Raw genomic sequence first — 26,973 nt, 5'->3', positions numbered from 1 at the left:
CCTATGGCTGTAGAACTTCCCGCTCGCGAATGCGACGTGCTGGTGATTGGCAGCGGCGTCGGCGGGCTATCCGCCGCGGTGACCGCGGGCCTGAATGGGTTAGACGTCCAGGTTATTGAAAAAGATCGGGTCTTTGGCGGTACCACCGCTTTTTCCGGCGGCGTGCTGTGGATCCCCGACAACCATCTGGCGCGCCAGCAGGGCATCGACGACAGCCAGGCCGCCGCGCGCACCTATCTGCAAAGCGAAGCCGGGGAGAGCTTCCGCCCGGAAGTGGTGGATGCCTTCCTGAAAAACGGGCCGGAAATGCTGCGCTTTTTCGAAGAAAAAACCCGCTTTCGCTGCAATCTGTACCAGTACCCTGACTACCATCCGGACGCCCCCGGCGGGGTGATGCGTGGCCGTTCGGTGGTGCCGGAGGCGTTTGATATCCGCGAGCTGGGCGACGCGATGCCGCGCCTGCGTAAACCGCTGCGTACCATCACCTTTATGGGCATGATGTTCAGCTCATCCAACAACGACCTGAAGCACTTTTTTAACGCCACCCGTTCGCTGACATCATTCACTTACGTGGTGAAGCGGCTGAGTCGGCATCTGCTGGAGGTGGCGCGCTACGGGCGCGGCATCACCGCCAACGGCGGCAACGCGGTGGTGGCTCGGCTGGCCTGTTCGGCGCGGGATCTCGGCATTCCGATCCATACCGGCGTCGCGGCGAAAGATCTGATCGTTGAACGCGGCGTCGTGCGCGGCGTGGAGGTTGAACTCAACGGCGAGCGGGTCAGACTGTATGCCCGACGCGGCGTGGTGCTGGCTTCCGGCGGTTTTGCCCGCGATGAATCGCGGCTGAAGAAGCTCTACCCGCACGTTCGACGCGGCGGTATTCAGCTGTCGCCAACGCCGCCCGGCGTGGATACCGGCGACGGCATCGCCATGGCCGAGCGCATTGGCGCGCGCTTTGACGACAGCTACGCCAACGGCGCGGCGTGGATCCCCGCATCAAAAGTGCAGATTGGCCGTCAGTCGTACGTCTTCCCGCATCTTGTCGACCGCTACAAGCCGGGTTTTATCATGATCAACCGCCACGGCGTGCGCTTTTGTAACGAAGCGGATTCCTACCATGACGTTGGTATCGCGATGATTGACACCTGCCGTGACGACAGCGAAACCTTCGCCTGGCAAATTTGCGACCGCCGCGCGCTGCGCAAATACGGCATGGGGTTTGCCAAGCCCGCGCCGATTCCCGTCTCGCTCTACCTGAAAAACGGCTATCTGGTCGAAGGAAAAACGCTGGCTGAGCTGGCGCAAAAAATGGGCGTCCCGACGGCGGCGTTTGAAGAGACGGTGAGTCGCTATAACGCCGATGCCCGTCTCGGCAAAGACCCGCAGTTTGGCCGCGGCGAGTCGGCGTATAACCGCTATCTCGGCGACGCCACCCATCAGCCGAACCCCTGCGTCGCCCCCATCGAGCAGGGGCCGTTTTACGCCGTGAAGCTGTACATGGGCGACCTTGGCACCTTCCACGGCCTGAAAACCGACGGCGAAGCGCGGGTGCTGGATAACCAGGGGCTGCCGATTCCGGGCCTGTACGCCGCCGGTAACGAAATGGCCAGCATGATGGGCGGCAGCTACCCCGGCGCGGGGATTACCCTTGGTCCGGCGGCCACCTTTGGCTATATCGCCGCCCGCAGCATGGCGGCGCGCGGTGAAACGGCAATGCAGCTCGACCGCGAAGCTTCATAAATCAGGAGAACACTATGTCGACACTTTTTAGCCCATTGCAGGTTGGCCCGCTGACGCTGGCGAACCGCATCGTTGTCCCACCGATGTCGCAATACTCGGCGCAGGCGGACGGTATCGCCACGCCCTGGCACGCGCAGCACATTGGCGGCCTGGCGATTTCTGGCGCGGGAATGGTGATTTGCGAGGCCCACGGCGTGACCGCAGACGGGCGGATTACGCCGCACTGTCTGGGGCTGTGGAATCGCGAACAGGCGCAGGGGCTGCAAAAACTGCTGGCCGATATTCGCACCTACAGCAACACGCCCATCGGCGTTCAGCTTAACCACGCGGGCCGTAAAGCGGGCACCAATGCGCCGTGGCGCAATCAGGGCGCATCGCTCGGCGATGAGGAAGGCGGCTGGCCGACGGTCGCCCCTTCGGCTATGCCTTACAAACCCGGCTGGCGCGTACCGCAGGTGCTGGACGAAGCCGGAATGGCGCGTATTACCCAGGGCTTCGTCGACGCCGCGCAGCGCGCTTTAAACGCCGGGGGCGATTTTATCGAACTGCATGCGGCCAACGGCTATCTGCTGAACCAGTTTCTGTCGCCGCTCAGCAATCAGCGTGGGGATGAATACGGCGGTAGCCCGGAAAATCGCATGCGCTTCCCGTTGCAGGTGGCCCGCGCGCTGCGCGAAGTGTGGCCGAAAAGCCGCCCGCTGGGCGTGCGCTTTAACGGCGGTGAATTCGCAGACGGCGGGCTGTCGCTGGATGAAGCTGTGCAGTTTGCCCGTGAACTGCACGCGCTGGGCTACGATTATCTTCACGTTTCCGGTGGCTATAACATCTATCATCAGACGCCCAACGCCGACCAACCGGGCTATATGGTGCCGTTTGCCGAAGCGGTGAAAAAGGCGCTGCCGGAGGCGGTGGTCATTACCGTGGGGCTGATTTACGAAGCGCCGCAGGCCGAGGCTATCGTGCGCGAGGGGCGGGCCGATCTGGTGGCGATTGGCCGCGGGATGCTTGATGACCCCAACTGGCCGATTCATGCGGCGATTGCGCTGGGCGAGAACGCGCCGTGGCCGAAACCGTACGACCGCTTTGGGCCGCTGGGCTGGCCAACGCACCGTATTCAGGAGGCCAAATGATGACGTTGCCGATTATCGATCACCGTATTTACACTATTCGCCTGCGTCAAATGGACGCGTTTATCGAGGTGTTTGACCGCCTGGCGATGCCGGTCCTGAGCGAGACGCTGGGCAATCCGCTGGGGTTTTACACCAGCTTTGTCGGGCCGCAGAACCAGTTCGTGCATCTGTGGGGCTATGAAAGCCTGGCGGAGTACGAGCGTCGTAGCCGTTTGCGCGACGCGCATCCGGATTTTGCCGCCTACCTTAAAGCGTCGGAGCCGTATATTGTGGCGCAGGAGACGCGGCTGATTCGCGCCACGGCGATGCCGTCGTTGGCGGGGTAGTTTTGTGCGGCGATAACCCTCACCCCGGAAGGGAGAGGGAGAAAAACCGTGCCGCTCTGTTTTTCTGGATGTTGGGTGGCAGGCTGACAAACCGCGCCGATCGGTTCCCTCGCCCCTTCGGGGAGAGGGTTAGGGTGAGGGAAAACCGCTCACCACACTCACGGAGGCACCATGAACCTGGCAAACAGCATCCCGGTATTCAAACTGTACGGCGAAAGCTGGCACTGGCCGACGCCGGATCTCCTGCATTGTGAATCGATCCAAAGCCGCAGCAGCCTCTACGACTGGAGCATCCGCGCCCATCAGCACACCGATCTGGTGCAGATCCTCTACGTTCAACAAGGGCAGGGCGAGATTGAGATCGAAGGCCTCCGCCAGCCGTTCGCGGGCGCCTGCGTACAGATTATCCCCGCGCTCTGCGTTCACGGTTTTCGTTTCTCGCCGGGAACCCAGGGGTTTTCGCTGTCGCTGGCCGCGCCGCTGGTGGCGCAGTTCGAACAGCAGTTTGGCCGCTCGTTGCAGGTATTGAACCGGGCTTTTCGCGTGCCGGTGGGCGAGGCGGGCGAGCAAATTCATACCCTGTTTCAAACGTTACAGCTGGAGTATCAGGCCGAGAACGAGGCGCGCGATATGATGCTGCATTCGCTGCTCAGCGCGCTGATGGTCTGGCTGAATCGCCAGGCGGCCGCGCCGGTCGCGGTGAGCGATAAAGTGGAGCGCAAGCGCGCCGCGATACGCCGTTTTAATCAGCTGGTGGAAAATCACTATCGCGAACACTTCCCGCTGGCGCATTACGCCAGCCAGATTGGCATGTCCGGGGTGCATCTCAATACCCTGTGTCGCGAGTTTCACGGCTGTAGCGCCCTGAGCGTCCTGCATCAGCGTCTGCTGCTGGAAGCCAAGCGCAGCCTGCTGTACACCAGCATGACCGTCAGCCAGATTTCCGACTATCTGGGGTTCAGCGACGCCACCTATTTCTCGCGTTTTTTCCGCCGCAGTACGGGCTTTTCACCGCGTGATTTTCGCGATAAACCGACGCAAACCTGCGCTGAGCCTGCCCACATGCTGTAGCCGGGCAGGCCCGTAATCAGCGGGTGAAGCCGGGACGCGGCAGTTTGCCCATCAGCATGGTCGGCAGGCCGCCGTCGACGCCAATTTCCGCACCGTTGATATAGCTCGATTTTTCACTCAGCAGGAACAGTACCGCGTGGGCGATATCTTCCGGCTTGCCGATGCGCTGGCTGGCGGTAAACGCTTCGCGGCTTTCGCGCACGCCCGGCTGGGCGTAGTAGTCGGCGGTCAGCGCGGTTTCAATCATCCCCGGCGCCACCAGATTGCTGCGAATGCCATCCTGCCCCCATTCGACGGCAATCTGCTGCGACAGCAGGCCAACGGCGGCTTTGCCGGGACTATAGGCGCCGCTCCACGGCTGGGGAATGCGCCCGGAAATTGAACCAATATGCACAATGCTGCCGCGCCGTGCCGCGCGCATATCGTGAGCGAACTCGCGCGCGCACAGCAGATAGCCGGTCAGGTTGACGTTAAGCTGCGTTTGCCACTGCTCAAGGCTGATATCCGCCAGTCCCGCCGGGCGTAAAATACCCGCCGCGTTGACCAGCCCATTGCACGGCCCGAGCAGCGCGCGCACGCTTTGCGCCGCCTCTTTGACCTGTTCTTCGCGGCTAACGTCGCAGGCCAGCGCCACCCGTTTTCCCGGCAGATGTTCAAGCTTCAGGCGCACCGCGTCGGCGCGCTGCGGCTGCGCGTCGAGCAGGGCGACGTTGGCCCCTTGTTGCGCCAGCGCCGTGGCGATGGCTTCGCCAATGCCGCTTGCCGCGCCGGTGACGGCAAACACCTGGCCGCGCAGGCCCAGCCAGTCCGGGGATACGTGTAATTCAGTCATGGTTTTCTCCACGTTTTTATTGGGTACAGATGCCCTGACATTGTTTGGTGTGGAGCGGTGAAAGAGAAGGCACGAACGAAAAGCAGACCGGGACTTTTGGATGCGATTTCGCTAACCTCGACCTTCGTCAATCATCGCCATGAGGTTCATGATGGAGCATCCTGCCGCGCGGCAAATTCTCAACCTTTATCAGCGTCACGCCGATGCCTTCGTGCGTCTGCGTTCGCGCACGCTGTTTGAAAAAAGCTGGCTGGATAAATTCCTCGCCGCCGTTGGCAAACCGGGGCGCATTCTGGATATGGGCTGTGGTACCGGCGATCCGATCGCGGCCTATTTTATTGCCGGGGGATATGCCGTGACCGGCGTCGACGGTAGCGAGGCGATGCTGGCTTACGCCCGCGCGCAGTTTCCCGGGCAGCGCTGGCAGCAGCAGGATATGCGCGGTCTGGCGCTGGGGGAAACCTTCGACGGCCTGATTGCCTGGGACAGTTTTTTCCATCTTACCCAGGCGGATCAGCGCGCTATGTTTGCAGTCTTTGCCCGCCACAGCCATCCCGGCAGCGCGCTGATGTTCACCAGCGGCCCCGGCGACGGCATTGCGATGAGCGAGTTTGAAGGGGAACCACTGTTTCACGCCAGCCTTGCGCCCGAGGCGTATCGGGCGCTGTTGGCAGAACACGGTTTTACGGTTCTTGAGATGCGTGCGGAAGATCCGCAATGCGCCGGTCATACCGTGTGGCTGGCGCAGAAAACCGTGTGATGACGCGACGTTAATGGCTGCGCAAAAACAGTCGGTGAAGCACATCGGTTAACAGATTACAGACGATGAACACGCAGGCGGCGAAAATGGTGGTGCCGATCACCACCGGGAAATCGCCGTCCAGCGCCGCGTCAATCGCCAGTCGCCCAACGCCGTCGAGACCAAACATCTTCTCCGTGACAATCGCCCCGCCCATAATCGCCGCCAGCTCCAGCCCGGTGAGCATCAATACCGGGCTGAGCGCGGGCTTCAGCGCATGGTCGAAGTAAACTCGCCATTCGCGAACCCCTTTAGCCCGCGCGGTGCGGATATAGTCCCGGTGCAGCACGTCGAGCATACTGCTGCGCAGCACGCGCTGGAAAATGCCTATTTCTGCCAGCGCTAGCGTCAACCACGGTAGCGCCAGATGGCGCGCCCATTGCCATGGGTCTTCGCGCAGGGCGACATAGCCGCCTGCCGGAAACCAGTTAAGGTTGTGCAAAGACAGCTGATAAAACAGGAAGAAGATAATCAGCATGCCGCTCAGGAAAGTGGGCAGCGATAGCGCGATATAGGCGAAGAATGCCAGCAGACGGTCAACAAAACGATCGCGATAGCGCGCCGCCAGCACGCCGGTGAGCAGCGATATCGCCGTCCAGATTGCCAGCGCGCCCAGCGCCAGCGACAGCGTCACCGGCACTTTTTGCAAAATGAGCTGGGTGACCGGCGTCTGGAAACGGAACGAGTAGCCCAGCGCGGGAGGCCAGTGCAGCATGCCTACCGGCGCCCCCTGAATCTCCGGCCCGCGCAGCAGGAAATAGCGCAACTGCTGGTACCAGGGATCGTTAAGGTGCAGCGCCCGGGCGATGGCGGCAATAGCCTCCGGCGTGGCGTTGCGCGGCGCCAGCATCACCGCCGGATCCTGATAGGCGATGCGGGTCAGCGCAAAGGCGACAATGAGCACCAGCAGCAGCGTCAGGGCGCTACGCAACAGCGTGTTCACTAACGTAGAAAAAGTCATGACTATCGGCGCTCCAGATGAGGGTCCAGGACGTTACGCAGGCCGCTGCTCAGGCAGTTAAAGCCCAGTACGGTGACGAACAGCGCCAGCGCGGGGGCGGCTAAAAACCACGGCTGCACCTGATACATCGCCGAGCGCTGGACGTCGGCAATCATGTTGCCCAGGCTGGCGGCGGGGGCCGGAATACCGACGCCGAGAAACGAAAGGGTGGCCTCGGCGATAATATTGGTCGGCAGCTGGATGGCCCAGTAAATGCCCATCGTCGGCAGCACGCCGGGAATGATATCGCGCCACAGAATGCGCCACTGGCTTTCTCCCATCAGCGTGGCGGCGGCGACGAACTCCTGCTGGCGAATATCCAGCACCAGCCCCCGGCTCAGGCGCGCGAAATAGCCCCAGGAGAAGAAGGTAATGACGAAAATCACTACCCACAGCGGATCGACGCGCGGCCCGCTCTCGCCGCCCTGGTTGAGCGCCAGCAGACTCAGCGCCGTCACCACGAAGGGGAAGGAGAGCACCAGGTTGATCAGCTGCTGGCACAGCGCGTCGATGCGCCCGCCGCGATAGCCGCCAATCAGCCCGACGAACAGACCAATCACCATTGCCAGCGTGGTGGCGGGTACGGCGATCAGCAGTGAAATGCGGGTGCCGTACAGCGTACGCACCAGCACATCGCGGCCATTATCGTCGGCACCCAACGGGAACGCCGCCGTTGGCCCCACGGGTATGCCCATATCCGACAGCGCGCTGTCGCGAAACTGCTCGGTTTCACCGTGACCGAGCCATGCCGCAGCCAGCGGCGCGGCCAGCGCGGCCAGGACCATCAGCGCGACAATCACCAGCCCGCGGCGGGCGCTCGGTTCTCGCCATAACCGCTGCCAGAACGACGACGGCACGAGGGCTAATGGCTCAGAGAGCAACGGCTGGCTCATAGCTGACCTCCTCACTAAAACGGTAGGCGGCGCCGGGAATGGCCGCCAGCAGCTGCCGGGTCCACGCCTGCTGCGGCCGCTGGAAGATCTGTTCGGTACTGCCTTGCTCGATAATTTGCCCCGCCTGGAGCACCAGTACGCGGTCGCACAGCGCCGCCACGGCGTCGAGATCGTGGGAAATAAACAGCAGCGACAGCCCATAGCGGCTGCGCAGACGGGTGAACAGCTGGATGATGCGGTGCTGGGTGGTGATGTCCAGCGCCGACACCGCCTCGTCGGCGACGATCAGTTTCGGTTTCATCGCCAGCGCGCGGGCAATCACCACCCGTTGACGCTGGCCGCCGGAGAGCTGCGACGGGTAGCGTGAGGCGGTGGTCGCGGGAAGTTCCACCTGCGCCAGCAGATCGTCAATCGCCGCCCGTAGCGCCGTCGGCGACAGCATCTGGCCGCGTTCGCGCAGGGCGGTGAGCTGTAGCGGCTGGGCCAGCGTGTCGTCGATGCGTCGCCGTGGGTTCAGGCTGCTGTAGGGATCCTGAAATACCATCTGCACCGCATGGCGATGCGGATGATGGTTTCCCGGCTCCCGCCACGGCTGGCCGGACAGCTTCAGCGTACCGCTGTCCGGGGCGTCCAGCCCGACGACAATGCGCCCCAGCGTGCTTTTCCCCGAGCCGGACTCGCCGACCAGCCCCAGGATTTCCCCCTCGTGCAGACGGAAGTTCACGTCATTCAGTACCGGCGCGGCGGCTTTCCCCGACAAAAACAGCGAGGGTTTCACGAAGCGGCGCGAAACCTGACGCACCTCGAGTAGCGGCGTCGCCTCGCCGTGGCGAAACGGCGAGGGCGCGCGCGGATGCCAGCCCGCCTGCAGCAGCGAGCGGGTGTAGTCGTGCTGCGGCGTATCGAACAGCGCGCGCGTGGCCCCCTGTTCAACCACGCGACCGTGCTGCATGACCACGATCCGGTCGGCAATATCGGCAACCACCCGCAGGTTATGGCTGATAAACACCAGCGCGCAGCCGTGCTGTTGCTGAAGCCGTTTTAACAGGTGCAGAATCGACGCCTGAACGGTGGCATCCAGCGCGGTAGTGGGCTCATCGGCGATAATCAGCGCCGGATTCAGCGCAATGGCGATGGCGATCATCACCCGCTGGCGCTGGCCGCCGGAGAACTTTGCCGGACGCTCGTGATAGCGGCGGGCAGCATCGGCAATGCCCACCTCCGTCAGCAGCGCCAGCACCTGCTCGCGCAGGGCTTTACGCCCCACGCGGCGGTGAGCGAGAATCGCCTCCTCGATCTGTCGCCCCACGCTTTTCAGCGGGTGCAGGTTGCTGAGCGGATCCTGCGACACGTAGCCAATTTGCGCGCCGCGCAGCTGACGCTTCTGTTCCGGGGTAAAGGCGTGCAGCGGCTGGTCGCTAAAGACAATCTCTCCCTGCACGCGCATCGGCGTCGGCAGCAGACCCAGCACCGCCAGCAGGCTGAGGCTTTTCCCGGACCCGGATTCACCCACTACCGCCAGCGTTTCACCCGGTTCGACGTGAAAACTGACGCCTTTGACTAGCGTGCTGTGCGGGTCAAGGCTAATCGTCAAGCCGCGTACATTGAGTAATGACATCACGCCCCCTTAAGGCTTCAAGGCAATATTGGTGATATCGGCCTGCGTGGCGAGGGAGGACCACGTCCAGTGGGTCACGCGCTCGGAGGTTACCGCGATGCGGCGTTTCTCAAACAGCGGGATCCACGGCAGGTCGGCGGAGACCAGGCGGTCGGCTTCTTGCCAGATAGGGCCGGGGTTATCCGAGCTGTAGGCCTGTTTCGCCAACTGGTTCAGTTTGGGGTTGCTATAGCAGATGGCATACACGTTGCCGCGCCCGCACGGCGAGGCGTCCGAATTCAGCCAGCCGCCGAGCAGCATGCGCGTCGCCGGGCCCTGCCAGTCCGGCGAGGTCTGGCCGAGCGCCAGATCCCAGCGGTTTTCCGGGCTTTGCAGATAGGCCATAAACTGCGGCGGCGGCACCGGGATCAGGTTCAGGCGAATTCCCGCACGCGCCAGATCCTCTTTGAGGATCACCGCCAGCGTGCTGAACTGATTATTGGCGCGATAGACCAGATCCAACGCCAGCCCATCAGCCAGCCCGGCCTCTTTCAATAGCGCTTTGGCTTTTTCCGCATCGCCTTTGCTCTCGGGGGTGGCGTAGGGATCGAACGGCTCATGGCCGAGCAGGGTGCTGGTGATAATCTGCCCCAGCGGTAGCGCGGCAATTTTCCCGCCCTGCGCCTGTACCAGATGCGCCTTGTTCACCGCGTAGGCTAACGCCTGGCGGACGCGCAGGTCGCGCAGCGCGGTGGCACCCGCGCTTTTGGCCTGCGGCTGGGCGTTGATGGCGATAAAGTTTGCCGCGCCGCTGTTGGCGGCATGCAGATACGGGCTTTTCTGCACCAGATACTGGCGTACCGCGGCCTGTGGCGGGACGTCGAGGTACAGCGACAGGTCGGCATCACCGGCCTGAATACGCTGCATCACGCTGTCTTCGTTATTGCCGGTAAAGCTCACTTCGATGGCGTCAACCCACGCTTTACGCGCCGGGTCTTCGGCGTGGTTGTAGTCTTTGACCTTCGTCAGCAGCAGCTTCTGCCCGCTCACATAACTGGCGACTTCGTACGGCCCGCTGGACGGAAAGTTTTTGCGGAACTCCTGCGAGTCCGGGAAGTAGCGCGAGGCCACTTCTTCCGGCAGCGGGGTGACGAAGTTCATCGACAGAATATTGAGGAAATCATAGTTCTTGCTGTCAGACCGCAGGACCAGGGTTTTATCGTCCGGCGCGCTGACGCCCGCAATCTCATGGCTGTCGATAAAGGCCTTGCTGGCGGCCAGATCGCCGGTTGCTACTTTGCTGAAGGCCTGGCAATAGTCGGCAAATCCGGAGAACGCGAGGTTGAAGTAGTTGACCGCTGCCACCTGCTTGTTGGGATCGCAGAAACGCTTAATGGCATAGACAAAGTCCTTCGCCACAATGGGCCGCGTGGTTGGCCCCGCATAGCGAATGCCGTCGCGCAGGTGGAAGGTATAGGTTTTACCGTCGGCGCTGACGTCCCATGATTTTGCCAGATCGCCCACCAGCGTGGTGTCATCCTTCAGGCTCTTTGGCGAGCCGGGGTAGGTGACCAGCTGGCGGGTGACCGCGCGCAGGATCTCCCACGAATCTACCGAGTAACCGGTCAGCGGATCGAAGGCGTCGAGATCCGGCTGCAATGAGGCGATTTTTAAGGTGCCTCCGGGCTGTGGGGCTGCCTCTTCGGCGAATGCCGGAACCATCGCGCCGGTGAGCAGCGCGACGAAAAGTGCCTGGCCCGCCAGGGGCCAACGAATGCTGTGCATCAAAAAATCTCCCGAAAAAGTTAGAAGAAGATCCCCGACCAGGGATGTTCATGACAGGCCAGCAGGCACGTTAAACGCGCGGCGGCCTGTGAATGGTGCGGTTGAAGGCGGCGGGCGGCGGCGAGCTGTTGCCCGGTGTATTCGCCAAGCAGCAGCATGGCGAGCGCGTCGATTCCCAGCGTGATATCCGGTCGGCTCGCGCTGCGCTGAATGCCGTCTGACGAGAGCCGCCAGACGCCGTCGTTCTCCGCCAGCAGCGGATCGTCAATCGCCAGCGTGACCGCTTCGCCGCTCGCGTAGCGTCGGGCGTTAAGCGTCTGCTCGACGTTGATGATCCGCAGCCAGCTTTCATCGACGCGCCCCGTCTGCTGGACCGCGCGGGGATTAGCCAGCAGTAGCGGGAGCGGGTCATCCACCGGGCGGTGCGGCAGTTCGATATAGCGCGCGATATCCAGCTGTAGCAGGTAGCCGAGCAGCTGCGCGGCAAGCTTTGGATCGGCGGCGTGCAGATCGTCAACCACCAGCGTGCGCTCGGTGCTGTAGAGCCAGTTGTCGTCGGGCTTCGCGTGATAGCGGGCAAAGCCCTGCGGCTCGCCGTCCTTGCAGGCCAGCGCAACATAATGGTTCAGGCTGCTGTGCGCCAGACGATGCTGCTGGAGCGCCCACCACTGCGGCCAGCGGGTCAACGTGCCGGCTTGAGGGTGTGGATAGCGAGCGACAATGGCTTGCTGCACCTCCCAGGCATTCGCGGCGGGCAGCAGACGAATGTCGCCTTCCGCCGCAGGCAGCGACGGCAGTTCACGTTTATCGATACGCAGATCCTGAATCGCCGTGGCGATACCGAAGCCGAAGCGCCCATAAATCGTGCCCTGCGAGGCGCGCAGCGTGGCGACGGCGACGCCCTGCTGATAGAGATCCGCCAGCTGTTGGCTGAAGAGCGCCCGCAACACGCCGCGACGGCTGAAGTGCGGCAGCACGCCAACGTGAGTGACGGCGGCATGTGGCACGCGCTGGCCGCCCGGCAGCGTCAGTTCGCCGGGAAAGCTATTGCTGGTGCCGGCCAGTTGCCCGTCGAGCGACGCGGCGTAAACGCGCCCCGGCACCACGTAGCGCTCGGCCCAGCCATCGACCGGCGTAACGCCTCCCGGCAGGCCGAACATCGCCTGGCGAAACAGCGTCGCGGCGGCAAGCAGCTCGGCGGGGTCATGAAGAGTCCGAATCTCCGGCATCGTGACGTCCTTAGCGCTTCGGCGGCGCGTAGACGCGGGGCGTCGGCAGCTTGCCGCTCAGCACGTAGTCGCCCACTTCACGCGTCCGGTAGGCCACCGGGTCGTGCAGCGTGTGGGTACGCACGTTGCGCCAGAACACGTCCAGCCCGTACTGATTGCTGGTGGAACGCCCGCCGGTCAGCTCATAGATTTCGTTGCTGATTTTCAGCGCCACGTTGTTGGCAATCACCTTGGCCTGGTCGGTTAACAGCGCCAGCTCGCCCCACTGGGTTTCGCTGAGATCGTCGCCCGCGTGGAAAGCATCCTGGAAGGCGTGGGCGGTTTTTTCCGCCAGCGCGATCCCGGCGGCGAGATCGGAGGCGAGTTCCCCCGCCTTCAGCCGGTGATACGGATCCTGCAGCGCGCTCTCCACGCCGGACTCCGGCCACGGGCGGACGGTGTCGCGGAAATAGGCGGCGGCTTGTTTCAGCGCGCCTTCGGCAATGCCGAGGTAGAAGTGAACGAAGATCAATTGGCTGAACTGGTTACGCAGGGCGTTACGCAGCAGCGCGCTGTGCGGCTTCTCCTCCAGCCCGGTGAGGCGATCTTTCTCCTGCAGGCGCAGGCGGTTGAACTCCAGCGTGCCGCTGGCGGTGAGGCGCTGGCCGAGGTTGTCCCAGTCATCGTTAAAGGTAATGCCCGGCTGGTCGGCGGTGACCTGATACTGCACCAGTTCATCGCCCACCCATACGGCAATGGTCATCACCTGCGAAACGGCGGCACCGGTGGCGAAGGTGCGGCGTCCGGTGACGTACAGGTCGCTGCCATCCCATTCCAGCTGCAGACGCGGGTCGCGCGGGTTGCTGATGCTCGACTGGAACCAGCCTTTTTCCGCCACGCCGCGGGCGATAAATTCCCACTGCTCGCGGTTGCCGAGAATGTAGCTCCAGACGCCGTTGGAATAGTGATAGGTAATCAACTGGCCGAGGGAGCCGTCGGCCGCGGAGATAATGCGGCCAATCTCCAGCGCCTGCACCAGATTCGCGCCGCCGCCGCCCAATGACTTCGGCACCGCTAATTTGAGCAGGCCGCTCTGGCGCAGCCAGTCGATCTCTTCAAACGGATGCTGGTTGGCACGATCGCGCTCCAGCAAGGTGGCGTACAGGCGGTCCGCGACTTCCTGCGCCACCGCTTTCCAGTGGGCGAATTCCTGGTGGTTAAGTCCGGCATAAATATCCTGAGCGTGGCTCATAGTTCCTCTCTTAGGTGCGATGTTTTTTTATGGTTGATGTGATGAATGCAGCAGTCCGCTGCGACGGAGCAGGGCGCCTGCGCCCTCGGCGAACCAGTAAGCCTCTTCAAGATGCGGCTGGCCGGATAAAATAAAGTGCTCGATGCCCAGCGCGTGGAAGGCCTGGATTTTCTCCGCCACCTGCTGGTGGCTGCCGACGATGGCGGTTCCCACGCCGCCGCGCACCAGCGCATAGCCGCTCCAGATATTAGGGGCGACCTCCAGCAGACGGACGTTTTCCGGATTGACCTGCTCGGCCTGAATATTCTCCAGCAGCGCGCTCATGCGTTTTTGCCCGACCGATTCGGTGCGCCCCAACAGCGACTGGGCGCTGTGAATACGCTCCGGGGTAATGCCGTTGAGCAGGCGTGCGGCTTCGCGCCAGGCCTCCTCCTCGGTATCGCGGCTGATAACGTGAAAGCGAATGCCAAAGCTCGGCGTGCGCCCCTGGGCGGCGGCCAGCGCGCGCACGGTTTCCAGCTGCGGCGCGACCTGCTCCGGCGGCTCGCCCCAGCTGATCCAGGTGTCGGCCTGGGCGGCGGCGACCTGCTGGGCCGCCGGGCTGGAACCGCCAAAGAACACCGGCGGCACGGGCCACGGCGACGGCAGCAGGGTGGCCTGCTCAAGCTGATAGTGCTCGCCGTGAAAATCGAACGGCTGGCCGTGATTTCTGGCATGGCTGACGCCTTTAAACGCGGCAATAAACTCGCCGCTGCGGGCGTAGCGTTGATCGTGATCCAGTCGGTCGCCGTAGCGACGTTGCTCAACCGGATCGCCGCCGGTGACGATATTGATCATCAATCGCCCTTCGGTCAGCCGCTGGAAGCTGGCGGCCTGATGGGCGGCCAGCGTCGGTGAAATAAAGCCCGGGCGGAAGGCGACGATAAATTTCAGCCGTTCGGTGTGCTGGCTGATGGCCATGGTGCTGAGCCACGCGTCTTCGCACCAACTGCCGGTCGGCGTCAGCACGCCCTCAAAGCCCAGACGTTCGGCGCTGCGGGCGATATCCACCAGATAATCGAGCGTCGCGGGGCGGAACTGCCCGCCGATGCCGCTGATATGCTGGGAGTCATCGCCCGCGCCGACGATCCCCCGGCTGTCGCCGTTGGTCGGCAGATACCAGTGCAGATGAATGCTCATGGCGCCTCCTGGATATAGCTTTCGCTCAGCTGGCGGAAACGCGTGCCGGGGTGATCGTCACGCAGCCGCCGTTGCCCGTTGCCCTGCAGGCGTTCGCGCAGGGTCAGAGATGACCCATCGGCGCGGCGCATGCGGCCTCGCGCCTGCAGCTCCGGCACTACCCAGCGGACAAAATCTTCAAAGCTGCCGGGGCTGATGGCGTAGGCGAGGTTGAAACCGTCAACGCCGGAGGCGTCGGCGAAGGCTTCCAACTGGTCGGCGACGCTCTGCGGGCTGCCCACCAGCGTTGGGTGAATGCCGCCGATGCCGATATAGTTGCTGATATCGCCCACCGTCCACTGGCGCTCGGCGTCGATGCGCGTCAGCCCGGCCAGCGCGGAACGGCTGGCGTTGGTTTCGATGTATTTGAGCGGCGCGTCCAGCGACCAGCCGGACCAGTCCACCCCGGTCCACGCGGAGAACAGCGCCAGCGCCGCCTCCTGGCTGGCGTAGCTGAGGTAGTCCTGGAATTTGGCGTGGGCTTTGGCGTCGTCTTCATCCACCACCACGCTGATGGCGGTGATAAAACGAATGGCGTCGGCGGCACGGCCCTGCTCGTGCGCCTGGGTGCGAATTTTGTCGATATTCTGCGCAATGGACTGCGGCGTGGTGCCGCCAAGGAACACTACTTCGGCGTTCTGCGCGGCGAACAGCCGTCCGCGATCCGAGGTGCCAGCCTGGAACAGCACCGGCGTACGCTGCGGGCTGGGCTCGGCAAGATGGGCATCCGGCACGGTAAACCAGCGTCCCTGATGGCGAATCGGATGAACTTTGGCCGGGTCGGTATACACGCCCGCCTCACGGTCGCGTCGTACCGCATCGTCTTCCCACGAGCCTTCCCATAGCTTATAGGTGACCTCCAGAAACTCCTGCGCCCGCTCGTAGCGTTCGTCGTGGTCCATCTGTTTTTCCAGCCCGAGGTTCCGCGCGGCGGACTCCAGCACCGACGTCACAATGTTCCACGCCACCCGGCCTTTGGTCAGGTGATCGAGGGTGGTGAACTTACGCGCCAGCAGGTAGGGATGTTCGTAGGTGGTGGAGACAGTAATGCCAAAACCGAGCTGACGGGTGGCGGCGGCCATTGCCGAGACCAGCAGCAGCGGGTCGTTGACCGGCGACTGCGCGGCGGTTCGCAGCGCGGCGTCCGGTTTGCCCTGGTAGACGTCAATCTGCCCCAGCGCGTCGGCGATAAACATCGCATCGAATCCGGCGTCATCCAGCAGGCGTGCAATGTGCAGCCAGTAGTCGAGCGTGGTGTACTCGCTGGCGCGGTCGTCGGGGTGTCGCCACAGCCCGGCGGAGACGTGGCCGACGACGTTCATCATAAAGCCATTGAATAACAGTTGTTTTTTCGCGGTTGTCATGGTGTGTCCTTATTAAACTGGTCAGGCAAATCGTTTTAAGGCCGTCTCTGTCTCGCCCGGTGGCAGCAGATAATTGGCGGCCAGCAGTTGCCGGGTGAGCGGATGACGCTCGGCGGCATACAGCGCGTGGCGGGGGAAATCGTCGACGACTTCGCCGTGGGCCATCACCACAATGCGCTGGCAGAACTGCGCCACCAGCGCCAGGTTGTGGCTGATAAACAGGCAGGTCAGGGCGTGCTGTTGATGCATACGCGTAAGCAGGGTCATCACCTGCGCCTGCACCGTGAGATCCAGCGCCGAGGTGGGTTCGTCGAGCAGCAGAAAATGCGGATTCACCGCCAGCGCGCGGGCGATGTTGGCGCGCTGGCGTTGGCCGCCGGAGAGCTGGTGCGGGTAACGTTGCAGCAGCGCGACGTCCAGCCCCACTTCGCTAAACAGCGATTGGGCGCGGGCCACCGCCTGCGGGCGCTGTGTGGCGGTGCCGAGGCGAAACTGCGGGCGTACCAGCTGCTCTTCCAGCGTCAGGCGCGGGTTGAACGACGCCAGGCTGTCCTGGAACACGCATTGCAGTTGACGGCGCAGGGCGGCGACACTTTGCGGATCTGCCGTTCGCACCGGCTCGCCAGCAAACTGTATCTCGCCGCGATCGGCGGGGATCAGCTGCGCCAGCAGCCGCGCGAGGGTTGATTTTCCGGAGCCGGACTCGCCGATAATGCCAACAATCTCACCGCGCTGAACGCGCAGATTGACGTTGTTTACCGCCGTCACCGGCACCTTTTTCGGCCACCAACCCTGCGGCTCGCGTCGCCAGAAATCTTTGCCCAGCGCGCGAGTTTGCAGCAGCGGCGCACCGTCAGCGAGGCGAGCGGCGACCGGTGAGATATTCGGCCACGGCACCGCCGCCAGCAGCGATTGGGTATAGGGATGCTGCGGTGCGGCAATAAGTTCTGCTGTGGCGGCCTGCTCAACGATGCGCCCATGCTGCATCACCGCAACGCGATCGCTTAATGCCGCCACCACGCCGAAATCGTGGGTGATGATCAACAGCGCCATTTGCTGCTGCTGGCACAGCTCTTTGAGCAACTGGAGGACCTCGCGCTGTACGGTCGCGTCGAGGGCGGTGGTGGGCTCATCGGCAATCAGCAGGCGCGGGCGGCACATGGCGGCGAGCGCAATCAGAATACGCTGGCGCATCCCGCCGGAGAGCTGGTGCGGATAGAGCGCCATCACCTGCTCAGGCTGGCGGATCTTCATGCGCGCCAGCCAGGCGATCGCCTCTTCGCGCAGGGCGCGTCGCCCCAGCGCCGGGTGCAGACGACGCAGATTGTGCTGAAGCTGTTTGCCCACTCGCCACGAGGGATCGAGGGTGGAGAGCGAGTTCTGAAACACCATCGCGATATCGTGGCCGCGCAGGCGGTTAAGCTGTGCCGTAGACTGGTGCAGCAGCGGCTGGCCGTCGAAGGTGATGCTGCCGCCGATCGTCACCTGGTCTGCGGGCAGCAGGCCGAGAATGGCGGCGGCGGTGACGCTTTTACCGGAACCGGATTCTCCCGCCAGCGCCAGCACTTCGCCGGGCGCAATGGTCAGGGAGACGTCGTTTACCGCCTGGACGTTCTGGCGGTGGAAAAGCACGTTAAGGTGGGCAATCTGCAGCAGGCTCATGGTTGCCGCTCCTTATTGGTAAGGGTCAAGGAGATCGCGCAAGCCGTCCCCCAGCCAGTTAAACGCCAGCGACAGCAGCACGATCGCCACGGCAGGCGCGGTAGCCACGTGCGGCGCGCCGAGGATCATCATCTGTGCGCCTTCGCCGACCATGCGCCCCCAGTCCGCCTGCGGTGGCTGTACGCCAAGGCCAAGAAAACTCAGGCCGGCGAGGAACACCACCATGCCGCCGAGCAGCGAGGTGGTGTACACCAGCAGCGGCGTGGCGACGTTGGGCATAATTTCACGGAACAGAATGTCGGCAGTCGACGCCCCCTGAGCGCGCAGCGCTTCGACGTACTCTTTCGCCACTTCGGCGCGGGTATCGCGATAGACCACGCGGGTGAGGTAGGGAATGACGCTGCAAATCAGGGTAATGATGAGCGTGGGATAACCGCTGCCCAGCACCGCCGACAGGCCGATGGCGAGCAGCACCATCGGGAAGGCGAACAGCATGTCCATGCTGCGCATAATCAGCTCGGAAAACGCCGATGCGCGAAAGCCCGCCAGCATGCCGAGGGCCAGGCTCACCAGCGCGGCGAAGATTATCGGCAGCACGGAGGCGGCGAGCAGGCTGCGTCCACCCCAGATGATGCGGCTTAAAACATCGCGGCCCTGATTATCCAGACCCAGTAGATGGCCCGGCGTCCCCGGCGGGGCCAGACGCAGGCCGTCGAAGGCGGCGAGCGGGTCGTACGGTGACAGCCAGGGGGCCAGCAGCGAGACCAGCAGCGCGCAGAGCAGAATCAGCAGGCCGAGCAGCGCCAGCCCGTGTCGTGAAAGCCGACGCAGGAACAGGGTAAAGGTCATGGTTAACGGGCTCCTTCGTGGCGGGGATCCAGCCAGTCCTGCAGGATGTCGCTGAGCAGGTTGACGGCAAGGAAGCAGACGGCGATCAACATCACCCCGGTCTGAATGGTGGGGTAGTCCTGGCCCGCAGCGGCGTTGTACAACTGGGTGCCGATGCCGGGCCAGGCGAAAATCTTCTCAATAAAGATGACGCCGCTGAGCAGGTAGCCAATTTGCAGCCCGGTGATGCTGACAATCGGCGCCAGCAGGTTTCGCCCCAGATGTCGCCACAGCAACAGCGCTGTGGGATAGCCCAGTGCCCGGTAGGTACGAATGTAGTCAGCATTCATGATGTCGATGACGCAGTGACGCACCTGGCGGGCGAGAATCAGCATCGAGATCAGCGCCGTGGAGAGCGCCGGTAAAAACAGATGGTGCAACAGGTCGCCCAGCCCGCGGTCGCCGCGCATGTCGTACATCCCCGAAACCGGAAACCAGCGCAGCTTCACGGCAAACAGCCAGATGAAAAACACCGCCAGCCAGAAAATAGGGATGTTATGGCCGAGCTGGACCAGCAGCATCACCAGGCGATCGCGGCGGGTGCCCTGCCACAGGCCGCACGTCACGCCTACCGCGACGCCGGGTATCAGGCACAACAGTACCGCCGCGCCGGTCAGAATCGCGGTGTTGGCAAAGGCGCTGCTCAGCACCTCGATCACCGGCGCGCGCAGGGTCAGCGAGGTGCCCCAGTCGCCGCTAAACAGGTTCTTCAGCCACAGCAGGTACTGCACCGCCGCGGGCTTATCCAGCCCGTAGACGTGACGGATTTGTTCGATGGCCTCGCTGGAGAGCTGCCCGGCCAGCGCGTTGGCGATCGGGTCGCCGGGCACCAGCTTGGCAATCAGGAATACCAGCAGCGAGATCAGAAACAGCAGCGGCACGGCCTGCGCCAGGCGAAGCAGTACGATGCGAATCATGGTTTCAACCACACGCGGGTCAGGTCGTAGAAATTCTGCGCCGGGACGTTAAAGCCCTGGACGGCGGGCGAGGAGGTAAACACGCGGTTCAGCTCAAGCAGCGGGACAAACGCCGCCTGCTGCTGGAACTGCTGGTTAACCTGATGCCACAACGTCAACGCTTTTTGCCGATCGGTGGTGACGCTGGCCTCGGCGATCAGCGGCTCGACGCCGGTAATAACCTTTTCGCCTTTGCCGCGGGAAACCACGTAGTTTTTCCATGCCACGTTCAGCCACTGCGGGGTAATCAGCCCCCATTCCATGGTGAATAGCCCGGTGTCGTCGGCGAGGTTGGCCAGGTGCGAGCTGTAGGTAATCCACTCCTGTGACACCACCTTCACGGTAATGCCAACCTTGCTCAGATCGCGTTGGATCCACTCAATCACCGGCTGGTTTTGATCGTAAGTGATGATGGTGAAGCTCACTTCACCGGGCTGATACCCGGCGTCGGCCAGCAGTTTTTTCGCCCCTTCCGGGTCGTAGGTATAGTCTTTCTGCTCGGCGAGGAAGGCTTCGTTAGAGCGGTTAAGAATGCTGTAGCTCGCTACCGCGTGGCCGTTCAGCAGCGATTTCACCAGCTCTTCACGGTTGATGGCTTTGATCACCGCCTGGCGCACGGCCAACTGGCGGGTATATTTATTGGCAAAGTTCCAGCCGAGGAACAGCTGGTTAGCTTCGGTGCTGTCATGCACCGTGTAACCGCTCTGCGAGAGCAGATCGACCGCGTCGGTCGGGGTTCGTGACAGGATATCCACCTGGCCGGACTGTAACGCGCTGACGCCGGTGCTGCCGTCGAGAATCGGGCGGAAGATCAGCCGTTCCATATACGGTTTTTTGCCCCACCAGTCGTCGTTACGTACCAGTTCGGTACGATCGTTGCGAACCCGCAGCACAAAGCGGTACGGCCCGGTCCCGGTTGGGTGTTCTGCCAGACCGTCCTGGCCCCATTTTTTCAGCGCCGCCGGGCTGAAAATGCCGGAAACCCAGTTGCCCTGTGGCAGGAAACGCAGGAAGTCAGGGAAGGGCTGGTTGAAGGTGTAACGCACGGTAAGCGGGTCGATAACCTCAATCGCTTTCAGGTCGCGATAAACCTGAGCCATGGTGGCCTGCGAGCGGGCGTCGAAGAATTCAAACTGCGGGTCGGTAAAGCGGCGCACGTTGAAGCGGACCGCTTCGGCGTCAAACGGCGTACCGTCGTGGAACTTAACCCCTTCACGCAGGTGAAAGGTGTAGACGGTCGCGTTGTCGTTAACGTCCCAATGGGTCGCCAGGCCGGGAACGATCGGCGGGGTCCCCTTTGCCGCCGGAACCGAGAGATCTTCGGCCACCAGCGACTCATAAATATGTTTGTCCACCCGGTAAGTTTCATAAGAATACTGGCGGTTGGGATCGTAAATGGTCGGTTCCAGCGCCTGGCCAATAATTAACGTTTTGCCATAGCGCGATTTCTCATCACCGTCTTCAGCAAAGGACAAACCGGGCAATCCTAATCCCATAAATAATGTGGTGGAAATAGCGGTGAGCTGTAATAGCTTACGGCGAGATAATGATATCCCGGATGAAAATTGATTGTTTTTCATAACGATGTCCGATTTGCGAATGCAGGTGTTTTTAATATTTGCCTGATTTTTTTATTAGTATCAGGTCAGACGGCGATACTAGCACCGGATAAAAAAGAGGATAAATACGCATTTGTGATTTTGTTTTCTGCTTTTCTTATTTGCGGTTTTTGGCTTTGGTTTGCCGGATTTATTCATTGTCGATAAAAATTGTTTTATTTAAGGTCAGTTCTTTTTATTTCGGTAAATAACATGCGCAATAACATTATTCTCAGCGGGTTTACGATGGCGGCGGTTTCCCACATTAACTACGGCATGTGGCGCGACCCACAGGACCAAAGTTATCGCTATACCGATATTGAATATTGGGTGGCGCTGGCGAAGCTGCTGGAAGATAACGGCTTTGACTGCCTGTTTATTGCCGATGCGCTGGGGCTGATTGATAGCTGGCAAGGCAGCCCGGCGGCATCACTGGCGCAGGGGATCCAGTCACCGCTGATTGACCCGCTGCTGCTGGTTTCCGCCATGGCGGCGCAGACGCAGCGGCTGGGATTTGGGGTCACAGTCTCCACCACCTATGAACAGCCTTACCTGCTGGCGCGCAAATTTACCACCCTCGATCACCTGACCGGCGGGCGTATTGCCTGGAATGTGGTGACGTCGCAGCTGGAGAGCGCGGCGCGCAATCTGGGGCTGGATAAACAGATAGACCACGACGAACGCTACGATCGCGCCGATGAGTTTCTGACCGTGAGCTATAAATTGTGGCAACACTCCTGGGAGCGTGCGGCGCTGAAGCGCGATAAGGCGGCGGGCATCTACAGCGACCCGCAGAAAGTCCATGCGGTCAACCATCGCGGTCGCTGGTTTTCGGTGCCGGATGCCCATCTTTCTGAGCCCAGCCCGCAGCGCACGCCGGTGATTTTCCAGGCCGGCGGCTCGCCGCGCGGCATTGATTTTGCCGCAAAGCATGCCGAAGTGGTGTTTGTCGCCGGGCTGGATGCCAGCGGCGTGCGTCGACAGGTGGCGGCGATTAAGGCGCGAGCGGCGGCGTTGGGCCGCGCGCCGGGGGCGATTAAGTTTATCAGCGCGGTAACGGTGATTACCGGGGAAAGCGAACGTGACGCGCAGGCGCGCTATGCCGAACGGCGCGCACGCTACGATTTGCAGGGGGCGCTGATTCACTACGGGGCCAGCACCGGGGTCGATCTCGCCGGTCATTCGCTGGATGCGCCGCTCGCCTGGCAGCAGACAAACTCTAACCGTTCGCTGCTGAAAATGGTGACCGGCGAAGATGGGCAACCGAGCCGGACGCTGCGTGAAGTGTTTCACCCCGAGCAGGGGCTCGGGCGGCAGAAGACGTTTGTCGGCAGCGGCGACAGCGTTGCGGCACAGCTGGAACAGTGGCTGGAAGAGAGCGACACCGACGGCATTAACCTGGCGCAGTGGCTGTCGCCGGGCTGCTTTGAAGATTTTGCGCGCTGGGTGATACCCGCGCTAAAACAGCGGGGACTGGTGGGCAATGCTGGCGAAGCCGCCACGTTGCGCCAGCGCTTATTCCCGAATGGTGGTGCCGAGCCTGCAGCCGATCATCCCGCGCAGATGAAATAGCGGAAATAAAGTTTCTTTATTTAAGTAATAAGCGGAAACCTTATTTCCGCTTATTACTCATGAGAATGTGAAGTCTCTTTTATTTCGGGCTATCCATTTCTATTTCTTCGTTTTTATTGCGTCAGAACAAAAACGTTATATTCATCAGGCCTGTATGGTAGCGTCTCTTATTGAGTCTGTTTACCTATAAAATGATGAAGAATCTGCTGTTATTATTATCGTTTATTTTAATTTCTCCCTCATCCCTGGCGCTAAATTTTAACTCGACGGCGCTGCAGCTTCATTGCCCGACGCGCGGCCTGGTGGAAGTCACTCTTCATGTCTATGGTCATGTATCGGAACTGTGGCAGGGGCATTATGAAGTTGGCGCTGGCCACCGTCAGGATAATGGCGTTGAGGTGGTCAGCTTTAGCAATGGCGACAGGCTTATCCACCGCAGCCGCAGCGGCGAGTTTTTATATCGCTATGCGGGTAAGGCGGCGCTACAGCGCTGTCAGAAGCTTGCCGAAAGCCCGCTCCATGCGCAGGCGCTGGCCTACCACCATTAACGTTCGCCTGACTGTAGATTATCATTCGCCCAGTGGATAAACGCTTTTTTCGCCAGCGCCGGGCTGAATAGCCAACCTTGACCAGACTGCACGCCGTGGGCGAGCAGCCAGTCGCGTTGAGCGGAGGTTTCAATCCCTTCGGCCACCATCGTCAGGTTGAGCGATTTTGCCATGTTGATGATGTGGCCGATGACGCGATTATGTTCCAGGGTGTCGACGAAGGATTTGTCGATCTTCAGCGTGTCGATGTCCAGATCCTGCAAGTAGCTGAGGCTTGAATAGCCGACGCCAAAATCATCAATACAAATGGTGTGGCCCATTTCCCGATAGGACTGAATCACCGGGCACGCGGTTTTGGGGGCGATGAGCTCGCGCTCGGTAATTTCAATCGCGATTTGTTTGGCGGTAACCTGCCACTGCGTGAGCAGTTGTTTGACGAGCGTCGACAGGGGAGGCGAACTGAGGTCGGCGGCAGAGAAATTAATCGCAATATGCTGTTGTGGATGCGCGGCCAGCCAGTCTCCGAGATCGTCAAACACCGTGCGCACGATATATTCGGTGAGCTGGTTAATGACGCCGGTTTGCTCGGCCAGCGGGATGAAGATATCCGGCGGTAGCCAGCGGCCGTCCGGCTGCTGCCAACGGGCCAGCGCCTCGGCGCCGACGATGCGTCCGCTCTTCAGGTCAACCACCGGCTGATAGTGCACGGCTATCTCTTTCGCCCGTATGGCATCGAGAATACGGTAATGTGATGAACGCAGGCGGCGCAGGAGACGCAGCATCAAAAACGCCGTGATGAGACTCAGGAGAATGCCCAACGGCACCCAAATCATCAGCTGGTGGCGCAAGCTGGATTCCATGGGTTGCACGGAAGACCAGGTCAGTAAAATCGCCCCCACCGTGGGCAGAAGCTGCTGGTGATAAACGACACCGTCTTTCTCAATAGTCGATTGAAAAACATGCAGATTTTTTTGCCAGAAATCTGCGTCGATAGGCGCGTTGCTGGTGATCACCTGATGCCCTTTCGTACCGATCAACGCGGCATGAATGGGGTAGTGAGGGTGCGGCAATACGTCGATCAGTGAATCGGGATCCACAATGGCGACGTACCGACCGTTGCTGACGGCGACCATTTTGTCGTCAGTTTGCAGGTCGTGACGCGACATCAGCCATACCTGATAACCGCCGGGCGCGGTAAATTCGGAGTCAGGGACTTTTTCGCCCAGGCTATTGCTCAACATGGCGCAGGGGTGAACCGCGTTCTCAAGATAAAACACGCTCTGCACGTATTGATGAATATAGGACATCTTTTGCAACTGGCGCAGATGCGCCAGGCTACAGGTCTCGCCCCGAAAGCGGTTGACCTCTTCCAGCGCGGTACGCGTTTGTTGTTTGACGCGCTCTGAGCGCGCCATGACCCGCGCGGCGTAGTTGTTTAACTCCTGGTCAAAGAGTTCGTGGGCCTGGCGGTGGGCCAGCCACAGGCTGAGCGTAATGGGCAGAATGATTAGGATAATCAGCACGCCCGTGATTATGCTCACCAGACGCTGCGTGGTCATCATGATTTCCAGGTGCTCTAGCGGAGGTTATTACGCAAATTATTAGCCTCCGATTATATCGCCGGCAAGGGGCTCCAGACTATAACAATATAAAGATTATGCCTATCATTCTGCTGTAGATAGATTTTCACTGGGAACGGAATACCCCTTCAGGATGAACTGAAGGGGTTTTTTACCGATTATGGCGCCATTTGTCCGCCGTTGACGTCCAGAATCTGCCCGGTGATATAGCCGCTGCAGGCGTGCGATGCGAAGAACAAGAATGCTGGCGAACCCTGAATTGCTCCTGAGAAGCAGAATGCTCAAGCGTAGGTTAGCGACTCGCCGATAATGCGGTTTTTACCGTTACGCTTGGCTTCGTAAAGCCGCTTATCCGCCAGCACCAGCGCCTCTTCTACGCGCATATCGTCTTTGGTGGCGATGCCGCCGCTGAAGGTGACGCGCAGGTTTGTTTCGCGAAAGTGTCGCTGTTCGCAGGTTTCACGCCAGCGTTCCAGGAACGCCAGCGCATCGTGCTGCGTCATCCCCTGAAACAGAACGGCAATCTCCTCGCCGCCATAGCGGTAGAGGGTGATGTTATCCATTCCGCGCAGCCGCAGCCCGATGTCCGATACCGTCCTGAGGACCATATCGCCAACCGCGTGGCCGTAGGTATCGTTGATGGTCTTAAAGTTATCGATATCGATCATGGCGATGCACAGATCGCTGGCCTGCTGGAGAAATTCTATATCGTTATCAAAAGCCCGGCGGTTCTTGAGCTCGGTGAGGCCATCGGTCAACGCTTCGTTTTTAATCATTTCTTGCTGCACGGTGGTATTGTGGATCTCTTCGTACAGCATCTCCTCCGCTGCTTTAAGTTCGATGGCGCCGTTGCGAATGCCGTTAGCAATGCTGATATAGAGGCCGTTGAGAGAAGAGCGCACCATCCACCAGCAGACGAACAGCGCCAGCAGGCCGAAGGCCAGGCAGTAGATAACATTCAGGCTGTGGGTGAAGACCTGCGAGATTAAGTCGCTATTGCGCACTTCATGGACCAGAAACCACGTGGTGTCGCCCACCGCGCTGCAGAAATACCATTTTTCGCTGTCAGGCAGATAGAAATAGGGCGTCTGTTTATTGAGTCGGGGGGCGACGTTGATCAGCGTCTGAGGATTCACCGCCTCTCTTTCATTGGTTATCTGCTGGCCTTCGTTATCCATGATCCACTTGCGCCCCGGCAGGGTGGAGTGGGCGGCGTTAAGGAGATCCATGCTGGGTTCCTGGTTCAGCCGGATGGCCAGCACGCCAAGCTTTTCGCCGTCTACGTTGTCGATCAGCGATTTGGAGAGCGTGAGGGTGCTGACGGCATCATCAAAAATATCCCGACTGCGGGTGTAGTGCGTATTGTCCCCGTCATCGCGAATGGCCGCCATATACCAGATCTTGTGGCGCGGGTCGGTGTCTTCCTCGGTTTTGTCGTTGAGCTCAATGTTGGGCAGACGGATAAAGCCCCCTTGCTGATCGGCGTACACTAAAGTACGGGCGTCGGGCATGGCGCTAAAGCGCTCAAACAGCCAATGGCGGAGTGCGCCGTCGTCATTCTTCGTATCTTGTTTGATGCTGATAAACTGCTCGATGGTTTCATCGAGCATGATGTCATAGTCGTGAAGGTACTTTGCGGTGTAAGCGGCCAGATTCTGCACGTCGCGCATGTTCTGCCGTTGATAGCTGCTTTTGACGTCGTGCCACTGTACCGCCAGCACCGAAATGCAGGCGAGGGTGAAAATGATGGCCGTTTTCAGGAAACAGATATTTAACGGGCGGCGGAAATTCAGGTTCCGAATCACAGCTTTCTCCAGAAGCAAAAATCAATAAATCCATTCACGCAAGAACGATTTTTTGGGTATTACGGTAGTAAATAACCACTGAGAATTATTCTTTTCTCGGTGTAAATACGCTGTGCATACTCACTAAATTTACTGCCTGTAATTAAAGG

22 protein-coding genes are annotated in these 26,973 nt (G+C 61.0%); 7 read left to right on the top strand and 15 right to left on the bottom strand.

All coding sequences use genetic code 11. The features are described 5' to 3' along the window. The first annotated feature begins 3 nt into the window (after nucleotides 1–3). The 4 genes from ABTW00_RS14795 (at nucleotide 4) to ABTW00_RS14780 (ending at nucleotide 4,267) form a co-directional block, all read left to right on the top strand. Nucleotides 4–1,740: an FAD-dependent oxidoreductase gene (locus tag ABTW00_RS14795; protein ID WP_433636182.1), complete on the top strand. Its 1,737-nt coding sequence runs from the start codon at nucleotides 4–6 to the stop codon at nucleotides 1,738–1,740. Nucleotides 1,741–1,754: 14 nt separating this feature from the next. Beyond that, nucleotides 1,755–2,870 (top strand): NADH:flavin oxidoreductase/NADH oxidase, encoded by a 1,116-nt coding sequence (locus ABTW00_RS14790; protein WP_433636181.1) that lies wholly within the window; start codon nucleotides 1,755–1,757, stop codon nucleotides 2,868–2,870. Further along, the gene (locus tag ABTW00_RS14785) at nucleotides 2,867–3,196 is read left to right on the top strand and encodes an NIPSNAP family protein (protein ID WP_433636180.1); all 330 of its coding nucleotides are present in this window, start codon (nucleotides 2,867–2,869) and stop codon (nucleotides 3,194–3,196) included. Before ABTW00_RS14790 ends, ABTW00_RS14785 begins: the two co-directional genes overlap by 4 nt. 171 nt (nucleotides 3,197–3,367) lie before the next feature. After that, complete coding sequence (locus ABTW00_RS14780) at nucleotides 3,368–4,267, top strand: helix-turn-helix domain-containing protein (protein WP_433636178.1); 900 nt, start codon at nucleotides 3,368–3,370, stop codon at nucleotides 4,265–4,267. 16 nt (nucleotides 4,268–4,283) lie between these two features. Here ABTW00_RS14780 and ABTW00_RS14775 read toward each other — a convergent pair whose 3' ends face one another. Then, a complete protein-coding gene (locus ABTW00_RS14775) occupies nucleotides 4,284–5,099 on the bottom strand; it encodes an SDR family NAD(P)-dependent oxidoreductase (protein ID WP_433636177.1) in 816 nt (271 codons plus the stop codon). A 151-nt stretch (nucleotides 5,100–5,250) separates the two neighbouring features. Between ABTW00_RS14775 and ABTW00_RS14770 the strand changes: the two genes are divergently transcribed. After that, nucleotides 5,251–5,859, top strand: coding sequence for a class I SAM-dependent DNA methyltransferase (locus tag ABTW00_RS14770; protein WP_433641048.1), 609 nt, complete (start codon nucleotides 5,251–5,253; stop codon nucleotides 5,857–5,859). 10 nt (nucleotides 5,860–5,869) lie between these two features. Here ABTW00_RS14770 and ABTW00_RS14765 read toward each other — a convergent pair whose 3' ends face one another. Genes ABTW00_RS14765 through ABTW00_RS14710 form a run of 12 tightly spaced genes read right to left on the bottom strand, consistent with a single transcriptional unit; the run spans nucleotide 5,870 to nucleotide 21,301 of the window. Continuing rightward, nucleotides 5,870–6,859 carry an ABC transporter permease gene (locus tag ABTW00_RS14765; RefSeq protein WP_433636175.1) on the bottom strand — a complete coding sequence of 330 codons (990 nt, stop codon included), beginning with the start codon at nucleotides 6,857–6,859 and terminating at the stop codon, nucleotides 5,870–5,872. Between the two features lie 2 nt (nucleotides 6,860–6,861). Then, nucleotides 6,862–7,791: an ABC transporter permease gene (locus ABTW00_RS14760; protein ID WP_433636174.1), complete on the bottom strand. Its 930-nt coding sequence runs from the start codon at nucleotides 7,789–7,791 to the stop codon at nucleotides 6,862–6,864. Beyond that, nucleotides 7,769–9,409 carry a dipeptide ABC transporter ATP-binding protein gene (locus ABTW00_RS14755; RefSeq protein ID WP_433636172.1) on the bottom strand — a complete coding sequence of 547 codons (1,641 nt, stop codon included), beginning with the start codon at nucleotides 9,407–9,409 and terminating at the stop codon, nucleotides 7,769–7,771. The genes ABTW00_RS14760 and ABTW00_RS14755 overlap by 23 nt, the downstream gene beginning before the upstream one ends. Nucleotides 9,410–9,418: 9 nt before the next feature. Then, entirely contained in the window at nucleotides 9,419–11,173 is a 1,755-nt protein-coding gene (locus ABTW00_RS14750) for an ABC transporter substrate-binding protein (RefSeq protein ID WP_433636170.1), read from the bottom strand. Between the two features lie 20 nt (nucleotides 11,174–11,193). Further along, on the bottom strand, nucleotides 11,194–12,402 hold the full coding sequence (locus tag ABTW00_RS14745; protein WP_433636169.1) for a GNAT family N-acetyltransferase: 1,209 nt from the start codon (nucleotides 12,400–12,402) through the stop codon (nucleotides 11,194–11,196). A 10-nt stretch (nucleotides 12,403–12,412) separates the two neighbouring features. Then, nucleotides 12,413–13,633 carry an acyl-CoA dehydrogenase family protein gene (locus ABTW00_RS14740; RefSeq protein WP_433636168.1) on the bottom strand — a complete coding sequence of 407 codons (1,221 nt, stop codon included), beginning with the start codon at nucleotides 13,631–13,633 and terminating at the stop codon, nucleotides 12,413–12,415. Between the two features lie 27 nt (nucleotides 13,634–13,660). Further along, nucleotides 13,661–14,812: an LLM class flavin-dependent oxidoreductase gene (locus ABTW00_RS14735; RefSeq protein WP_433636167.1), complete on the bottom strand. Its 1,152-nt coding sequence runs from the start codon at nucleotides 14,810–14,812 to the stop codon at nucleotides 13,661–13,663. Further along, nucleotides 14,809–16,215: an LLM class flavin-dependent oxidoreductase gene (locus ABTW00_RS14730; protein ID WP_167576235.1), complete on the bottom strand. Its 1,407-nt coding sequence runs from the start codon at nucleotides 16,213–16,215 to the stop codon at nucleotides 14,809–14,811. Before ABTW00_RS14730 ends, ABTW00_RS14735 begins: the two co-directional genes overlap by 4 nt. A 21-nt stretch (nucleotides 16,216–16,236) precedes the next feature. Continuing rightward, complete coding sequence (locus ABTW00_RS14725; protein WP_433636166.1) at nucleotides 16,237–17,877, bottom strand: dipeptide ABC transporter ATP-binding protein; 1,641 nt, start codon at nucleotides 17,875–17,877, stop codon at nucleotides 16,237–16,239. Between the two features lie 12 nt (nucleotides 17,878–17,889). After that, nucleotides 17,890–18,726, bottom strand: a complete 837-nt coding sequence (locus tag ABTW00_RS14720) for an ABC transporter permease (RefSeq protein ID WP_433636165.1) — start codon at nucleotides 18,724–18,726, stop codon at nucleotides 17,890–17,892. A gap of 2 nt (nucleotides 18,727–18,728) precedes the next feature. Continuing rightward, on the bottom strand, nucleotides 18,729–19,682 hold the full coding sequence (locus ABTW00_RS14715; RefSeq protein WP_433636164.1) for an ABC transporter permease: 954 nt from the start codon (nucleotides 19,680–19,682) through the stop codon (nucleotides 18,729–18,731). Further along, nucleotides 19,679–21,301, bottom strand: a complete 1,623-nt coding sequence (locus ABTW00_RS14710) for an ABC transporter substrate-binding protein (protein ID WP_065356239.1) — start codon at nucleotides 21,299–21,301, stop codon at nucleotides 19,679–19,681. The genes ABTW00_RS14715 and ABTW00_RS14710 overlap by 4 nt, the downstream gene beginning before the upstream one ends. A 231-nt stretch (nucleotides 21,302–21,532) precedes the next feature. Here ABTW00_RS14710 and ABTW00_RS14705 point away from each other — a divergent pair, with 231 nt between their 5' ends. Both ABTW00_RS14705 and ABTW00_RS14700 read left to right on the top strand, forming a co-directional pair. Beyond that, nucleotides 21,533–22,891, top strand: coding sequence for an NtaA/DmoA family FMN-dependent monooxygenase (locus ABTW00_RS14705; RefSeq protein ID WP_433636163.1), 1,359 nt, complete (start codon nucleotides 21,533–21,535; stop codon nucleotides 22,889–22,891). A gap of 170 nt (nucleotides 22,892–23,061) precedes the next feature. Beyond that, nucleotides 23,062–23,439 carry a hypothetical protein gene (locus ABTW00_RS14700; protein WP_240492937.1) on the top strand — a complete coding sequence of 126 codons (378 nt, stop codon included), beginning with the start codon at nucleotides 23,062–23,064 and terminating at the stop codon, nucleotides 23,437–23,439. On the opposite strand, the gene ABTW00_RS14695 is transcribed toward ABTW00_RS14700, so the two are convergent. Next, complete coding sequence (locus ABTW00_RS14695) at nucleotides 23,436–25,001, bottom strand: EAL domain-containing protein (RefSeq protein WP_433636162.1); 1,566 nt, start codon at nucleotides 24,999–25,001, stop codon at nucleotides 23,436–23,438. The genes ABTW00_RS14700 and ABTW00_RS14695 overlap by 4 nt on opposite strands. A gap of 299 nt (nucleotides 25,002–25,300) precedes the next feature. Next, nucleotides 25,301–26,824: a sensor domain-containing diguanylate cyclase gene (locus ABTW00_RS14690; RefSeq protein WP_433636161.1), complete on the bottom strand. Its 1,524-nt coding sequence runs from the start codon at nucleotides 26,822–26,824 to the stop codon at nucleotides 25,301–25,303. Between the last annotated feature and the right edge of the window lie 149 nt (nucleotides 26,825–26,973).

The organism is Kluyvera georgiana (assembly GCF_050990895.1).
GTDB classification, from domain to species: domain Bacteria; phylum Pseudomonadota; class Gammaproteobacteria; order Enterobacterales; family Enterobacteriaceae; genus Kluyvera; species Kluyvera georgiana.
This window is presented reverse-complemented; position numbering and strand designations above follow the sequence as displayed.

Coding starts and splice junctions, on each gene's coding strand:
- ABTW00_RS14770 (WP_433641048.1), top strand. CDS start 5,251: ATGGAGCATCCTGCCGCGCGGCAAATTCTCAACCTTTATCAGCGTCAC.
- ABTW00_RS14730 (WP_167576235.1), bottom strand. CDS start 16,215: ATGACAACCGCGAAAAAACAACTGTTATTCAATGGCTTTATGATGAAC.
- ABTW00_RS14785 (WP_433636180.1), top strand. CDS start 2,867: ATGATGACGTTGCCGATTATCGATCACCGTATTTACACTATTCGCCTG.
- ABTW00_RS14780 (WP_433636178.1), top strand. CDS start 3,368: ATGAACCTGGCAAACAGCATCCCGGTATTCAAACTGTACGGCGAAAGC.
- ABTW00_RS14795 (WP_433636182.1), top strand. CDS start 4: ATGGCTGTAGAACTTCCCGCTCGCGAATGCGACGTGCTGGTGATTGGC.
- ABTW00_RS14695 (WP_433636162.1), bottom strand. CDS start 25,001: ATGATGACCACGCAGCGTCTGGTGAGCATAATCACGGGCGTGCTGATT.
- ABTW00_RS14705 (WP_433636163.1), top strand. CDS start 21,533: ATGCGCAATAACATTATTCTCAGCGGGTTTACGATGGCGGCGGTTTCC.
- ABTW00_RS14750 (WP_433636170.1), bottom strand. CDS start 11,173: ATGCACAGCATTCGTTGGCCCCTGGCGGGCCAGGCACTTTTCGTCGCG.
- ABTW00_RS14720 (WP_433636165.1), bottom strand. CDS start 18,726: ATGACCTTTACCCTGTTCCTGCGTCGGCTTTCACGACACGGGCTGGCG.
- ABTW00_RS14745 (WP_433636169.1), bottom strand. CDS start 12,402: ATGCCGGAGATTCGGACTCTTCATGACCCCGCCGAGCTGCTTGCCGCC.
- ABTW00_RS14790 (WP_433636181.1), top strand. CDS start 1,755: ATGTCGACACTTTTTAGCCCATTGCAGGTTGGCCCGCTGACGCTGGCG.
- ABTW00_RS14765 (WP_433636175.1), bottom strand. CDS start 6,859: ATGACTTTTTCTACGTTAGTGAACACGCTGTTGCGTAGCGCCCTGACG.
- ABTW00_RS14735 (WP_433636167.1), bottom strand. CDS start 14,812: ATGAGCATTCATCTGCACTGGTATCTGCCGACCAACGGCGACAGCCGG.
- ABTW00_RS14760 (WP_433636174.1), bottom strand. CDS start 7,791: ATGAGCCAGCCGTTGCTCTCTGAGCCATTAGCCCTCGTGCCGTCGTCG.
- ABTW00_RS14755 (WP_433636172.1), bottom strand. CDS start 9,409: ATGTCATTACTCAATGTACGCGGCTTGACGATTAGCCTTGACCCGCAC.
- ABTW00_RS14725 (WP_433636166.1), bottom strand. CDS start 17,877: ATGAGCCTGCTGCAGATTGCCCACCTTAACGTGCTTTTCCACCGCCAG.
- ABTW00_RS14715 (WP_433636164.1), bottom strand. CDS start 19,682: ATGATTCGCATCGTACTGCTTCGCCTGGCGCAGGCCGTGCCGCTGCTG.
- ABTW00_RS14710 (WP_065356239.1), bottom strand. CDS start 21,301: ATGAAAAACAATCAATTTTCATCCGGGATATCATTATCTCGCCGTAAG.
- ABTW00_RS14775 (WP_433636177.1), bottom strand. CDS start 5,099: ATGACTGAATTACACGTATCCCCGGACTGGCTGGGCCTGCGCGGCCAG.
- ABTW00_RS14740 (WP_433636168.1), bottom strand. CDS start 13,633: ATGAGCCACGCTCAGGATATTTATGCCGGACTTAACCACCAGGAATTC.